Origin of the sequence: Bacillus sp. MMSF_3353 (assembly GCF_030733445.1) — a bacterium.
Taxonomy (GTDB): Bacteria; Bacillota; Bacilli; order Bacillales; family Bacillaceae_G; genus Bacillus_A; species Bacillus_A wiedmannii.
Genome location: NZ_JASHJA010000033.1, coordinates 1 through 14,676 on the forward strand (window position 1 = coordinate 1; position 14,676 = coordinate 14,676).

Here is a 14,676-nt window from a genome sequence, read left to right on the forward strand (position 1 = left end):
TAATTTATACGTTGTATTCATTTTTTGTAAGTGATGGAAGTGAAGTAAGGTTTATTATGGTGTTAACTATAGTACTTATATTTTCTGTGGTTTTAGAAAAAGGGAATGTAAAAAACAGGATTGATTAAAGGTCGTTTTTTTAACACTTTTTGGGGTCCCGCCACATGCCTATCAAGCTAAGGTTTTGTAGTATCCCCAAAAATGAAAGTTTTCTTGCTCTGCAGTTAGTTATTTGGGAAATTCAGCTCTTTTTTCCCTTTTGGGGGTGTTTACTTTTCTTAAGTTGATGGGCATGTATGGTGACCCCTAATAGAAGAAGATTATGCTTTTTCCTTAGGCTTACATGTTGAAAGAGAAGTGATTGTTTTTAATGAAGAAGAGTTTTTGGAAATTAAAGAAGTTACCTATACAGATCAAAGAGGAAAAAGATTAAGAGAAGCTGAAGAATCATTTTAGCGGCATGTAATTTACTATTTAATAAGTACAAGTTAAAGAGTTACTAGATGTAAAAATTGATGATATTTAGGTAGAAATCATTATAAAGGAAAGCACGCAAATGAATATATTTAAGTTGAAAACAGATAGTAATGAAATATTTAAATTGACTGTATACAATTATGAAAATCAAACTCATAAGAAATCACCTTATTATGATATGAGTGGTAAAGAGGGGAGATACTATGCAGTATGTCCTTCGTGTAATAATCCAATTCAAATATATAAACTCTATAAAGATACAACAGAAGGGCAAGGGCTACATGCTAGGCATTTTGGCAAAAGTATTAGAGGTTTAGCAGTTTATAATGAAGAAAGGTATCTAGCTTGTGAATTAAGTAATCCAGTGTCATTTGGTGGGGAGACCAAACGTAAAAATAAAGAAAAATCTAATGAATTATTAACCTTGATAAAAGAATATCCAGATGTATTATTTAATGAAATAAGAAAAATATCTGGTATTGGTTTTTCTTACAAAAAATTTGATACTATGCTAAAACATTTTATGAAATTGGAAGGTTACTATTACAATGCGATAAATAAATTCAATTTACCATATGGCTTTTTATATATACAAAAATCTATAAATTTATATCGTGGATTTCTTCATAAATATAGTCCTCATGTTAATGAAATAAAAGAAGCAATTCAAAATAGTAAGTACCACACTGTTATTGAGGAAGAGATTAAAAAGAATATTGAGGATTACGCGGCATTAGATTTTTATTTAACAAATCATTCGGTTAGAGGAACCGAAGAAACAATTGAATTGAGAATTGTTGAATCCGCTGAGGACTATGAAAACATTATATTTAGAAAGAAAATTCCAGTGGATAAATTCTCATTTATGAACAAAGTTTCAAAATTGAAAGATAGATTAAATGAAAATAAAGATAAGGAGAAATGGAGACAAAAATTACAAGCAATAGTAGACGAATATATAAGTAGATAAGAATAAGTATTCAAGAAATGAACACATAAATATAATAGGGTCCTATTTTGATAGGGCTTTTTTATTTGTCGAAAAAAACGAACAAAAATAAATAAAAACAATTGATTAAAGTAACTTAAATCAAAAAGGAGATGAGATACAATGATAAAAGTAACCAATGAAGTAATAATCAATATTGGAGTGTCGAAATAAATTGTGAAATTATTTTATCCTAAAATTCAAAAGTGTTTAAGAAATAAACCATTACAAGCAAGAGAAGATCTAGAACAGAAAATAAAATTAATAAGAATACAGGAACAATTCCAAGAATAATCCACTATGTCTAAAAATTTCCCTAATATAAATTGAGATTGTTTATTAATAATACTCTTTCTAATTTGAAGGGAGAGAAAAAAATGAATCAAATTAGTTTAGGAGTAAAATCATTTATAGTAATGCTCGGATCGTTTTGTGGATATTTCCTCGGAGGGTGGGATGTAGTATTGATAGCTTTGACTATTCTCACAGTCATCGATTATATCACAGGAATAATTGCAGCAGCTTATAATGGTGAATTAAAAAGTAAGGTTGGATTCCGCGGTATCGCCAAAAAAGTTGTACTTTTTTTATTGGTTGGAGTTGCAGTGCAATTAGATCTAATATTTGGTAGCAACAGTGCAATTCGTGAGGCTACAATATTCTTCTTCAGTGGCAATGAATTGTTATCTATTTTAGAAAACGCTGGTCGTATGGGAATTAAATTACCAGATACGTTAACTAGTGCAGTTGAGATTCTTAATGGGCAGAAACGGCAAATGAAGCGAAAAGATGATATTGAGTAACATGTCGATTAAGTATTTTCCTACCCATTCATAACATATATAAAAGTATTCAGATAGTAAATAAGAATTAATATATTAACAAAGAAATTTGCTAATGTAAACAAAGCCTTTGGAAAATCTATAGGGTTCTCAACGCTTTGGAATCTTTTTTGATTTTAGTGAAAGAAAACAACATAAAATAATAAAATTTAGAAAAATAGCTCTCCACCAACCCCTTTTTGGTTAGGAGGAGGACTATTTTTTATTTTTTCATATTTCGACATTCTACGGTGAGGTTAGTCTGCATTTGGAAGACTTCAGTCCTACAAACCAAGCGTATTGATAGCCATGTAGTTCTTTGGCGTTCGCAAAGCTTCCCTATATCATTGAACAGCATACTTTATACAGGCTTTTCCTTGTAGCTGTTAGCTTGTTTTTTCTAGCAATATCTTTATATTTCTCCCAGATATAATGAGTGATTCCTTTTTGTTTTTATTTCTTTGAAAAGCAATCCTTACGTAGAGGAGAAACAATGTAGTCTTCTGGATTCGATTTGTATAGACGACATTCTTCTCGGTCCTTTGTCGAATATTCTAAAATACATCTCATCGGACAAGCAAATACATTCGTTTCTTCTATATATTTAAAGTGGCTTTTTGGTACTCCATTACTTCGCTTTCCAAGTCGGCGATCCCCCATCCCATAAATATATTTCGTTCTGATAATTTCTTACAGATGTAACTTGTAAAGTAGTCCGTATTAAGAGCAACAGCTTCCAATTTGAATCCGAATTTATCAATTTGAGCTTGCAGACGTACTAAATACGGCTCGGAATCTGCCATATTTTCAGCCGTTACATAGGTATCTGTAATAATATTGTACTCCGCATCAGACGTGCGGTGATCTAAGAAATGAAAGCCACTCAGTTTTTCATTTCTCATTAAAAATCTACTATCTGGATTCGTTGTGCTTATTCGAGTTTTTTAGTAGGGTATTACTTTCTTTTTTGATATCAATTCCTTAGGAATGCTTATCATAATTTATTATAAAATTTTTATACAATCCACACGCCTTTATTTGCGTTTTTCGTTTCAACTTTACCCTCAAATCTAAGATGTTCCTCAAGCAACAGCCTTTATTTATGTTACTTCTCAAGAAATATAATGAACGTTTTAGTAACTAGCGTAGAACTTGCTCCATTACAGCGACAACTTCAATCTAAAAATAGCTGCAAAATAAAAAAATGAAATTTTTCATTCTGAATATTGATTTATTCATATGATACACCTCTTTATTAAATAGCTAGAATCTGATATATCCATAAATTCTACTATCTAGCTTTATTCTTATCTTTTTGTCATACTCATAGGAGGTTGTGTAAAATGAATATAGGGAGTACAGGTAATTCACTGAGTGAATATGAAGTAGTAGAGATAATTGAAGCTTTTAAACCAAAAATTAAAAAAAGTTTATATAATACTACACCTAATGAAAGAGAAGATCTAGAGCAAGAAATTAAGTTAAAGATAGTAGAAAAGATTCATGATATATATAGCAATGATGTTCCAGGCTTTTTCCAATTTATCAATAGATTCGAAGGTTAATTATGACTAATTTAACCAAGGTGTTGTATATAACAAATCTTGGGAAATTTAGTCTTTGAAAATAGAAAACACTTGGATTTACTTTTTTATTATTCAAGTGTTTTTTATTTTTTATCTAAAGTTGATTTTTCACTTATTCTTATCTCTTTATAAGATATATACAATATGGCGGTATAGCCAAGTGGAAAGGCAAAAGTCTGCAAAACTTTTATCCCCGGTTCGAATCCGAGTGCCGCCTCTAATTTTTTGAATAAGAAAGGAGATAGAAATGATTAAAGAAATTGTTGTATATACTAACCCACATTGTTTTTTCTGTAATGTACAAAAAAATTGGATGCAAGAAAATAACATTTCTTTTACTGAAAAAAATGTATCTAAAAAAGAATTTCAAGAGGAATTCATTGAAAAAAAACTTCAAGGAACTCCTTATACTGAAGTTATCTATACCGATAATTCAATAGGTAGTGTATTAGGTTTTGATAAGAAAAAGTTAGAAAAATTTCTTCAGCAAGTCGACTCAACACAAAATAATATAAACATTAAAAATGATGTCATGAAATATAATAAATTAAAATCAGACTTACTTAACATTGTAAAACAGATTGATGCTTGTGAAAAAACGGAAGTTCCTTTCTATCAAGATTTAGCTATCTGTTACTCAAAAGAAATACAAAGACTAAGTCAATCAATTGAAGATATATATAATTTAAAGGTATGTCGTTCTGATAAAAATTAAATAACAACTAATAAAGCCTATACTGTGTTATCACTATAGGCTTTATTAGTTGTTATTTAAGCAATACACATTTTTCTCAAATATCTAAAGCCTTGGGAGTTTCTACGGTTAGCATATGTGAATTATACATATATTTTGGAAAACTATTACAAGCATTAATGTTAATCTTAAATTCTCATTTTTGAATAAAGAAAGAGCAATTCAAAATGAAGTTGATCTGCGAATAAAAATATTATAGAAAATCAGTATAAAATATTTATTTTTCATTTACCTTCACCTCTTTATAACAAAAAGAGGTGAAATAATGAATATACACATACTTCCTAACACTCTAAACAATGCCATTCGAACACCTGAAAAGATATCGAAAGGAATCGAAATCATGAATATCCCTGCATTTTGGGAAAAATCTAATAAAGGTAAGGGGAACATTATAGCGGTTATTGATTCTGGATGCGAGACAACCCACCCAGAATTGAAAAATAACATTATAGGTGGATATAATTTTACACAGGATGATGATGGAAATCCAAATATATATACTGATTATATTGGTCATGGTACACATGTAGTAGGTACTATAGCTGCTCAGAATAATAGTAAGATTATAGGAATCGCGCCCGAAAGTAAATTGCTTATCTTAAAGGTTATTGATAGTTCTGATAATGGCGAATATAAAAATCTTATTAAAGCTATTCAATATGCCAGTGCATGGAGGGGGATAAATGGTGAAAAGGTTAGTGTTATAAATTTATCAATTGGGGGCTCAATAGATGACCCGGATTTATCACAAGCAGTTGAGGCAGCAATACAAGCCGGTATCATTTTAATTGCTGCTTCAGGTAATTATGGAGATGACCTAGCAGAAACTGATGAAATACTATATCCTGCGTATTATAACAAAGTGATAGAAATTGGGTCTATTAATCAAAATTATAAAATATCAAGCTTTTCCAATAGTAATAATAGAGTAGATTTTGTTGCTCCAGGAGAAAAAATATTATCGACATATCTTGGAGGAACATATGCAGAATTGACAGGAACATCAATGGCTGCTCCACATGTTACAGGTTTGATTTCTCTTTTAATAAATCATCTTGATCTCAATAATTCACCATACAGGTATGAAAAGATATATGCTTACTTATTAAAGAACTGCAAAAGTTTAAGCGTATCCGAAAAATTACAAGGAAATGGATTAATTCAAATTAAGTAAAAAATTAAAATACAAAAACTATCCCATAACTAAATAATTTCATTCTTTTCCTTAATATATTTTGATAGGGCAATGATAAAAGAAACTTCGGTTAAACTATGTCAGGTGTTGCACCTTCAAACTGGTTGTGTGAAGAGTTACAAAAATTGAAATGCTGAGAATTATCATTACAGATTTTAAGCATATAGTAATAGAATCATATGTTATTGTCCATATTAGATATAAACTCTCTTGCTAAGAACAAACTATAAAGAAAGGGAGTTTATATCATTTTTTTAGTCACTTCAGTAAAATGAATTGAAACATTAACTATGTATAATTTACACTATATCTTTTTTGTGAAAATGTCAGATAATTAATGCTGTATAGTTGAAATTCCTTGCATTACCCCAGCTATACTTGCTGTAAATGTCGTAAACAAAAACATAATAATCATTAAAATAATGGTCTTATTTCTGCTTAGGTTTGTGACAATATGTATCCCTGCCCCTAATAAAATGAAATACCAAATGTTAAAAATATCTACCCTTTGCGCCATACTATGCAATATTAAATTGTCTATTATTAATGGGGCTAAACTAGTATATGACAACTCATAACTCTTCAAAATTATGGCTATTGTGCCATTAAGAATCATACCTAATTTGATAATAAAAGTTGTGTAAAGAACCAGGCATAATATTTTTTTATAGGAAATATCAATACCAAAAAAAATCATAATGTTTTTGTAAAATATAGGAGAAAGAAAAAGTGTGATTATCCCACCTATAGCTGAGAAAGAAAAGGAAGATAGAAATGCCATTTTCATTAAAATTTCCTTATTTTTATCTCCGTAAATTGATTCTATCATGGGGTTGTTTAATGTTACATAGGATAGCATTGCACTAGTAACAACGGTCAAGAATAACATAATTATTACCGGAATTAATATAGGCGTTTGATACTTCATTCTTTTAAATTGAGTAATCGGTGAAGTGACTACACCAAACATTAATGGTTTTGGAAGTTCACTTTTATTAAATAATGAGTTCAGTTTTATCTTCAATATAATCCCTCATTTCATTATTATATATTACTGTATAAGATATCATGTGAATTGATATAATAATAGTTTCATTTTTAATTCTCTAATTGAATCTTATTTTTCGAATGATTCAAAAACATTGTGTTATAGAGAGTTTAATCCGTATTGGAAAGCCTCCCATTTTACATGATTTCGAAAGAACAAGATGTATGTACGTTTGTGATGATATTAGGATATTCCAGGATGAAATATATAGAATTTACAATAAGTATGGATTTAGAAGCTTTAATGAAATGCCAATGGTTGTAATTAAAGATACGCTAGTGGAGATTTGATTTAATCGAAGACTTCTTGTCCTAGTATGAGATTGTGCCGAAGGCGTGTAAGTCATATCGTCCACAAGCCAAAGGGAAAATAAAAAATTTAGCCGAATATCTTAAAAAGAATTTTATGCAGCGTAAGCATATATTGACTTTAGAATCATTAAATGATGATATAAGGGATTGGTTAAAGCAAACGGAAAACCGTAAACTAAATTGAGAATCTTTTAGAAGATGCATCTAAACATAATATACCATATTCTGTATTTCTAAACATCCTACTTTTACATGGAATTGCAAAAAGAGAAGCATCAGCTTTACAGGAACGAATACAACAAGCGAAACTTCCGTTTCATAAATCAATTCATGAATTTGGTTTTACCTTTCAATCTAGTATTAGTGAACAGCAAGTGAAAGAAGTATTAAGGAGTAGGAAAAACAAATCTATGAATTGTATTTTTAAACGAAGCTATTATGAAAGGATATACAGCACTTTTTTACCAACTGATGAATCGGATAATTAAACGTTGGAGTCGTTCAGATCTTCTTATCATTGACGAGTTAGGCTATTTTCCCTTTTATGAATTAAGTGCCAATAACTTCTTACAAATCATTCTAAGTTGATATGAACAAGGTAGTGCACTCATTGTAACTTCAAATAAATCTTTTATAGAGTGGGGGGATTTTTGGGGATGAGGCATTAGCCACAGCCATTTTAGATCGACTTTTACACCACGCAACAACATTTAATATTGAGGGAGATTCATATAGGCTTCGTGAGAAGCAAAAAGATGGAATTCAGCCAACAACATTAAGCGGCTAATAAAAGAGAATTTGTTGCCGTTAAAAAGAAGGAATTTCAATCCGTTATTGGCATTAGGTAAGAAGTCTTAAATAGGGTGTATATATGATTAAATATTCTCTTTTAAAAGCCCATGCTATCATTAGCTAAGTCAATGTCTTCTTATAGGTTACAGTTGTCTCTTCTATCTTTATTCTAGTGTTTGGCTGTATTCTTCTTTTAGTTTTTTAAGAGCTCTTTTATGGATAGCAGATATATTTTGAGGTGAATCATCAAAATATTCAGCTATTTCGATATTAGACAAACCTCTTACATATATAAGTTCTATTATACATTGTTGTTTTGGAGTTAGTTTTAATAAAGCTTTATGTAAAAATTCATTTTCTATTTGATCCTGTAATCCTTCTGAATTAGAAATTATTAGTTCCATCACTGTCTTTTCATCTTCATTACAATATTTATCTAATTTTTCTATAAGCCCATTATCTGTACTTTCTTTTCCACTACCATTTAAAGTAAGTAAGAAGCGTGAATTAATTTTTCTCATTTTTTTATCATAGTCAATTGAATAAAAGTGAATAAGATTATCTAAATATCGCCCTATTTTCGCCTTTTTGTAAAAAATTTTGAATGATTGGTCTAATTCTTCAATATAGCATTTTGATTTAGGATTTTGTATATAATTCATGAAAATTTTATTGTTATTTGGATTTTTTAGGAAGTTCTGGATTATCGGTTGTTTAAAAGCTTCTGCATACTTTTTAGTAAATCGATTCATTTTCTCCTGCTTAAGCATATTTCTCCCTCTTTCCACGGTAAAGCTATTTTATTATAAAATATAGGAATTTATTCTATTTTATAATATATAAAGAGGATAATGTTTCCAAATTATCAATGTTCCTGAAATATTCAAATTAAAATTATGTATTTACATAAGATTAAATTATGTCCCTATTACTAATCTTTTAGTTAGATCAAAATATCATACAGTTTTTTTTTATAAAAATTGATTTTAGAGTACTAGGTGCCTCTTTATATGATGTAACCTGCAGGAGACAATTTATAAATAGGAGGACTTACAAATGAGTCAAAAAGCAAACCAAAATGTTTACAAATCAGAAAGAATTGAAAAAACACATCCAATTGTTCAGACATTACTTTCTTTAAAAGAAGTAAAGGAATTTATGGAACAACATTCTTTAGATTTCACTTCAATTGATTTAAACACATATGAGGAGCAAGGTAAAAAGTCAATTTCTATTCCTATTAAATTAGAAATTGAGGGAATTTCACAATTTATCATTGCTTTTGAAAAAGAAGATGGCATTTTAAATGCTCAAGTTTTAACTTTAAATACAACAGATGGTATGAAAATTAGCTTTAAGGATTTAAATAGTAAACATGAAACAGCAGGAATCTATGATAATGATTTTAATTTAATTAAAGTGGAAAATAATGGCGAGTTAAAAGCTCAAGGTGTTACTGAATGTATCTACGATTACTTCATGAAATTACCTGGTTGGTTACAAGCTTTTTGTGGCGGATCTTGTGGTAGTTGTATTGGCGGTGTTCTTCCAGGTTGCGCAGCATGTGCTGGCTGCTTAGGTGGAAATGCTTGGAAATGTTTCTGATATTAAAGGAGGAAATAATATGACAACTCAATATACAGAATTTATACCTGCTAAAATTGAAGAGACAAGCTCTTTAATTAAGAATTTAAAACAAGTAAAAGATATGAAGGTTCTTGAAGATAAGTATCTTTTAAAATATGATGAAGCTACAATTAATATGTATCCTGGAGTAAACGGATTTGTAGTAGTGGTACCTGTAAAACAAGAAGACGATTTAAGACAAAAATTTGTAGCTGCATACTATGATGAAGATCACATGATGAAAAACGTTAAAGTAATGACTTTAGAATATACAGATGGAGTATCTGCGCTTTCATTTGCTACACCTGATGAGACACGTAAAACAACAGGGATTTTTGAAGATGGAGAATTTAAACGTGTAGTTAATCAAGATGAGAATCTGCAGACACAAGGTGTCAGTGATTTCTTAGATTGTGTAGATAAAGGATTTAATAATTCTCCACTTTGGATCAAAGCTGCATGCAGTACGGTTTGTGGTGCATTTTGGACAGGGGTTGGAGCAGCAGCATGCGCTGGTTGCTTGGCAGGATTTGGTATTAGTTGCTAATAAGAAAAAATTAGTATAATGCCGTTCTTTAAACTCAGTCCCGAATTATGTTTTTAATTCAACATAATTCGGGACTATTTTGCTTAATATACTACCAAAACAAACAATCTGACTGACCGTTATAATAGTAATACAAGCGTAAAGCTTTGATTTGTGGAATAAGTATTTTTAACTATAGATGTAAGTTAACTTAAAAGAAACCTGTTGATAACCAACTTCTTTTTCCAACAATTGCATCCTACTTATCAAGAGATTTTTTAGATTTTCTAAAAAATCTAGATATAATACAAAAAATTATTCCTAAGATAAGAACACTAAAGGATAATACTTTATTTGTATGTTCAAACAAATTAACCCCATTAATGACATTAAGCATAACGAGTCCCAAAAATATTAGAATTAGTCCAAAAACATACAATATTGTTCTTATTCGAGAAAGTTTTTTCATAATTACCCTCCTATCTGTATACTTCAAGTCTATCATAAAAAACAAACAATATTGAATTATATACATCATTTATAATAACTAACATAATTCAACTATTTGGTGGTAATTTATATATTTGTAAAAAAATACGTGAAAAGTATTTTCGATTTCATACAAATAATAAAATGGGTTCTAGTGCAGAAATGTTAGTTAGAAACATAGAATAGTAAATTCCTCTACATTTCTATCTTATGAAGCTAAGCCAAATAATTTATTAATGAATTCCTTCTGTTTTTGGACTGACTTGTCCAGTAAAACCACTTCTCTTTTTTTCATCATATGCGTGGCTTCAACTCTATTCAATATAAAGACTGCTGTTTTAAATGATTTTCATCCTAATATAGAACGAACTCACCCTTTAATAAACCGGTGGTCCTGTTCTACTATATTATTGAGATATTTAACATGCCTTAGTTGTATACCTTTAGGCATATGTTTCTCTTTATTTCTATATCTGCCTCGTATCTTGCTGTTAAGAATCCTTATTGAATTAAGGATTCTTTTTTTATCCTCATTTGTTGATCTAATCGATATTTTCCCATTGCTTCATAAATTAAAAGGTCTAATTTTTGACTAAAATCAATCACTTTTTTATGGCTAAATCCATATTCTTTTACAAGATAGCTCAATTCTTTTTTTTGATCTTCGATCATGTCATGTAGTAATCTCATATCCACCTTTTCCTTTAAACTCCTTTATACATAGAATCTCGAAAAAAATGCAAACAAAAACAAGGCTGAAACCAGCCTTGCCCTAAAGGAAAAAACCTAACCCTTATATCTAAGAGTACATTATGTATGGGAATTTTTGAAGTGAGATACATTAACAAAAGGATAAAAATGCTATAATTGTAATATTTTATTTTTATAAAGAAACAGTCGAAATTGCTTGTTTATAAAGGAACTGTTGCTTTCTATTGCTTAGAATTAGTACCGAAAATTTATCAACAGCGATAATTCTTCCAGGTACTCTGACACCATTTATTAGAAAAATCGTTACTTCTTTCATCTCTTCTATTAACTTCTCATAAAATTTTTCTTGTGTATGCATCATTTAGTTGGTTGCAACTCCTCTCCTTTTTTGGAACGGTTCATTGCTTCTAAGAATACATATTCTTTTACTGTTAGCTCAACCGTGGGGCAATATTCAATCTTTGATAATTCGTGAAATAAAGAAAGGTTTTTTTGTAGTTTTTGAACCATTTCATCTAAAGTGATTTCTCCTACACCATACTCGATTACTGGATTTAAAAATACGTCTACATCTATTAAACTTGGTTCAATTAGAGAAACAATCTCTTGTACCTTTGGTAAAATAATTGTTTCATAACGTTGTTTGAATAGTTCTAAGTCTTCTGGTGCGGGTTCATTTTCACATAGCTTTTTGAAAGATAGTACACGAATATCATTTTGTAACGAATCAATACGCTCTTCATAAAAGGCCTTGTCGAACCCTTCTTTGTCAGCAACATCGTAATGAAGTTCTGTTTGTGATCTAGTTTTTTTCTTATAAGCGTCCATGAGAATTTTCTCTTTTGCATTAAACATCATGGGGTAGCGTCAGGAAAATGCGGATTTACAACGGTAAGAAAATGTTCGTAAATTATCCGGCCTTCAAAACGAAAACCGGATTCCATTTAAACTTTTAAAATTATTAATCCCAATTCCTATATTTATTTATCTCACTCTTTTTTCTAAACGCCTCTTCTAAATCAATATCGAGCTTGTTGGCAAGATCAAAAAGATTCCATACCGCATCGTATATTTCAAAACTCAAATGTTCCTTTAGTTCATTAATATTATTAGCATCAGGCATGGAAGAGATTTTTAAAACTTCTTGAGCTACTTCTCCTATTTCTGTGACCAAAAATAAGGTTCTTTCTTCAATCGTTGAATGCTCAAAACCTTTATTTTTACTAAACTCTCTAACATTTCTTTGTAATTCAGATATTTTCATTTTTTAATTCCTTCCATAAAAACGATTTTATACACTTAGAAAATATACGCCAACGCTCTTAAGGGTATTGGAATTTGATTCTACAAAGGCAAATGAACCACTTTTACAAGCTGTGGAGATTATCCGAAGAATGAATGAATCTGGGAAACGAAAAGTGCCTGATGAATCACCTGTGGACTTTATCTCGAAGCGTTGGAAAAAACACTTATATGGAGATGACGGTACAATTAATCGTCATTATTATGAAATGGCTGTTTTAACAGAACTAAGGGAACATGTTCGTGCTGGTGATGTATCCATTGTGGGCAGTAGACAATATAGAGATTTTGAGGAATATTTGTTTTCAGAAGACACATGGAATCAAACGAAAGAGAATACGAGGTTATCAGTTAGTTTATCATACGAAGACTATTTGACAGAGAGAACCAGTAGCCTTAACGAAAGACTAAAGTGGTTGTCTGCCAATTTCAATAAATTAGATGGGGTTTCTCTTGAAAAAGGAAAATTGTCAATTTCACGCTTAAAAAAGGATGCTCCAGAAGAAGCAAAGAAATTTAGTGCAAGTCTTTATCAAATGCTACCAAGAATAAAATTAACCGATTTACTTATGGATGTTGCATATATAACAAGATTTCATGAGCAATTCACCCATGCTTCCAATAATCGAAAACCAGATAAAGAAGAAACAATTATTATCATGGCTGCCCTTTTAGGAATGGGAATGAATATTGGATTGAGTAAGATGGCCGAAGCCACACCAGGACTTACATATAAGCAACTAGCCAATGTGTCTCAATGGCGCATGTATGAAGACGCAATGAATAAAGCTCAAGCCGTATTAGTAAATTTTCATCACAAATTACAATTGTCTTCCTATTGGGGAGACGGTACAACTTCTTCGTCAGACGGAATGAGAATGCAGCTAGGTGTTTCATCACTACATGCAGATGCAAACCCACATTACGGAACTGGAAAAGGAGCCACCATCTATCGATTTACGAGTGATCAATTCTCTTCTTACTACACAAAAATTATTCATACTAATTCAAGGGATGCAATTCATGTTTTGGATGGTTTATTACACCATGAGACGGATCTAAACATCGAGGAACATTATACAGACACAGCTGGTTACACAGACCAAATTTTCGGATTAACCCATTTATTAGGATTTAAATTTGCTCCAAGGATAAGAGATCTATCGGACTCAAAATTATTTACAATAGATAAAGCAAGTGAGTATCCAAAACTAGAAGCTATTTTACGTGGACAAATAAATACAAAGGTCATTGAAGAAAATTATGAAGATGTTTTGCGATTAGCCCATTCAATAAGAGAAGGAACAGTCTCAGCATCCCTTATTATGGGGAAATTAGGTTCTTATTCAAGACAAAACAGCTTAGCTACAGCCTTACGTGAAATGGGGCGAATAGAAAAAACGATCTTTATTCTTAATTACATTTCGGATGAATCTCTAAGAAGAAAAATCCAAAGAGGATTGAATAAAGGAGAAGCCATGAATGGACTGGCAAGAGCTATTTTTTTTGGAAAACAAGGAGAACTTAGGGAACGAACCATACAGCATCAATTGCAAAGAGCCAGTGCTTTAAACATAATTATCAATGCCATCAGTATTTGGAATACCTTACATCTAACAAAAGCAGTTGAATATCAAAAACGGTCAGATAGTTTTAATGAAGAATTATTGCACCATATGTCACCTCTAGGCTGGGAACATATTAATTTACTTGGAGAATACCATTTTAATTCAGAAAAAATGATCTCGTTAGATTCTTTAAGACCATTGAAACTTTCTTAACGTTGTTAAAAATGGGGGAATCGGCTTGAAAATGGGCTTAGCGTTGTAAATCCGCATTTTCCTGACGGTACCCCGAGTATATATTTTTACATTTTGAAAAGATAAGCACATTCAAAAATATTTTAGAATTTATGACAATTAACGATGGATTTCTTAATTCGTATATATATTTTTATTTTAAATATGACATTACCCAAAAAAAAAAATATATTTCAAATGGTATATATATAACAAAACATAAAAAAACTAGTCACTATTATCTTATA

The 14,676-nt window shown here is 30.4% G+C and carries 13 protein-coding genes, 1 tRNA gene and 5 pseudogenes; 11 read left to right on the top strand and 8 right to left on the bottom strand.

The window, feature by feature from the left end; genetic code table 11:
* Window positions 1-2 precede the first annotated feature (2 nt).
* From RBB48_RS27965 to RBB48_RS27975, 3 genes are all read left to right on the top strand, one after another.
* A complete protein-coding gene (locus RBB48_RS27965) occupies window positions 3-128 on the top strand; it encodes a transcriptional regulator (protein ID WP_306008510.1) in 126 nt (41 codons plus the stop codon).
* Window positions 129-556: 428 nt separating this feature from the next.
* Complete coding sequence (locus RBB48_RS27970) at window positions 557-1,447, top strand: hypothetical protein (protein ID WP_306008485.1); 891 nt, start codon at window positions 557-559, stop codon at window positions 1,445-1,447.
* Between the two features lie 395 nt (window positions 1,448-1,842).
* Entirely contained in the window at window positions 1,843-2,268 is a 426-nt protein-coding gene (locus RBB48_RS27975) for a phage holin family protein (RefSeq protein WP_097859951.1), read from the top strand.
* 241 nt (window positions 2,269-2,509) lie between these two features.
* On the opposite strand, the pseudogene RBB48_RS27980 reads toward RBB48_RS27975, so the two are convergent.
* Window positions 2,510-3,230 (bottom strand): annotated as a pseudogene (locus tag RBB48_RS27980) (transposase); the annotation flags it as partial.
* A gap of 399 nt (window positions 3,231-3,629) precedes the next feature.
* Here RBB48_RS27980 and RBB48_RS27985 point away from each other — a divergent pair.
* The 4 genes from RBB48_RS27985 (at window position 3,630) to RBB48_RS28000 (ending at window position 5,803) form a co-directional block, all read left to right on the top strand.
* Window positions 3,630-3,851, top strand: a complete 222-nt coding sequence (locus tag RBB48_RS27985) for a hypothetical protein (protein WP_306008486.1) — start codon at window positions 3,630-3,632, stop codon at window positions 3,849-3,851.
* 167 nt (window positions 3,852-4,018) lie between these two features.
* Window positions 4,019-4,089: transfer RNA gene (locus tag RBB48_RS27990), tRNA-Cys, on the top strand.
* 30 nt (window positions 4,090-4,119) lie between these two features.
* Window positions 4,120-4,587 (top strand): glutaredoxin family protein, encoded by a 468-nt coding sequence (locus RBB48_RS27995; RefSeq protein WP_306008487.1) that lies wholly within the window; start codon window positions 4,120-4,122, stop codon window positions 4,585-4,587.
* Between the two features lie 304 nt (window positions 4,588-4,891).
* Complete coding sequence (locus RBB48_RS28000) at window positions 4,892-5,803, top strand: S8 family peptidase (RefSeq protein ID WP_306008488.1); 912 nt, start codon at window positions 4,892-4,894, stop codon at window positions 5,801-5,803.
* Between the two features lie 355 nt (window positions 5,804-6,158).
* On the opposite strand, the gene yknW is transcribed toward RBB48_RS28000, so the two are convergent.
* Window positions 6,159-6,848, bottom strand: coding sequence for a YknW family membrane protein (gene yknW / locus RBB48_RS28005; RefSeq protein ID WP_306008489.1), 690 nt, complete (start codon window positions 6,846-6,848; stop codon window positions 6,159-6,161).
* A 514-nt stretch (window positions 6,849-7,362) separates the two neighbouring features.
* Between yknW and RBB48_RS31890 the strand changes: the two are divergent.
* Window positions 7,363-7,970, top strand: a pseudogene (locus RBB48_RS31890) (ATP-binding protein).
* Between the two features lie 169 nt (window positions 7,971-8,139).
* Here RBB48_RS31890 and RBB48_RS28020 read toward each other — a convergent pair.
* Window positions 8,140-8,745, bottom strand: a complete 606-nt coding sequence (locus RBB48_RS28020) for a sigma-70 family RNA polymerase sigma factor (RefSeq protein ID WP_306008490.1) — start codon at window positions 8,743-8,745, stop codon at window positions 8,140-8,142.
* 286 nt (window positions 8,746-9,031) lie between these two features.
* Between RBB48_RS28020 and RBB48_RS28025 the strand changes: the two genes are divergently transcribed.
* Window positions 9,032-9,580 (top strand): hypothetical protein, encoded by a 549-nt coding sequence (locus tag RBB48_RS28025; protein ID WP_306008491.1) that lies wholly within the window; start codon window positions 9,032-9,034, stop codon window positions 9,578-9,580.
* A 19-nt stretch (window positions 9,581-9,599) separates the two neighbouring features.
* Entirely contained in the window at window positions 9,600-10,148 is a 549-nt protein-coding gene (locus RBB48_RS28030) for a hypothetical protein (RefSeq protein WP_306008492.1), read from the top strand.
* Between the two features lie 676 nt (window positions 10,149-10,824).
* Here RBB48_RS28030 and RBB48_RS28040 read toward each other — a convergent pair.
* From RBB48_RS28040 to RBB48_RS28060, 5 genes and pseudogenes are all read right to left on the bottom strand, one after another.
* A pseudogene (locus RBB48_RS28040) lies at window positions 10,825-11,079 on the bottom strand (DDE-type integrase/transposase/recombinase); the annotation flags it as partial.
* A 38-nt stretch (window positions 11,080-11,117) separates the two neighbouring features.
* A complete protein-coding gene (locus tag RBB48_RS28045) occupies window positions 11,118-11,312 on the bottom strand; it encodes an aspartyl-phosphate phosphatase Spo0E family protein (RefSeq protein ID WP_306008494.1) in 195 nt (64 codons plus the stop codon).
* A 187-nt stretch (window positions 11,313-11,499) separates the two neighbouring features.
* The gene (hfq, locus tag RBB48_RS28050; protein WP_306008495.1) at window positions 11,500-11,688 is read right to left on the bottom strand and encodes an RNA chaperone Hfq; all 189 of its coding nucleotides are present in this window, start codon (window positions 11,686-11,688) and stop codon (window positions 11,500-11,502) included.
* Window positions 11,685-12,185: pseudogene (locus RBB48_RS28055) on the bottom strand (hypothetical protein); the annotation flags it as partial. The pseudogene RBB48_RS28055 and the gene hfq, both read right to left, overlap by 4 nt.
* 103 nt (window positions 12,186-12,288) lie before the next feature.
* Entirely contained in the window at window positions 12,289-12,591 is a 303-nt protein-coding gene (locus RBB48_RS28060; protein WP_306008497.1) for a MazG-like family protein, read from the bottom strand.
* Window positions 12,592-12,610: 19 nt separating this feature from the next.
* Here RBB48_RS28060 and RBB48_RS28065 point away from each other — a divergent pair.
* A pseudogene (locus RBB48_RS28065) lies at window positions 12,611-14,410 on the top strand (Tn3 family transposase); the annotation flags it as partial.
* Window positions 14,411-14,676: the final 266 nt, after the last annotated feature.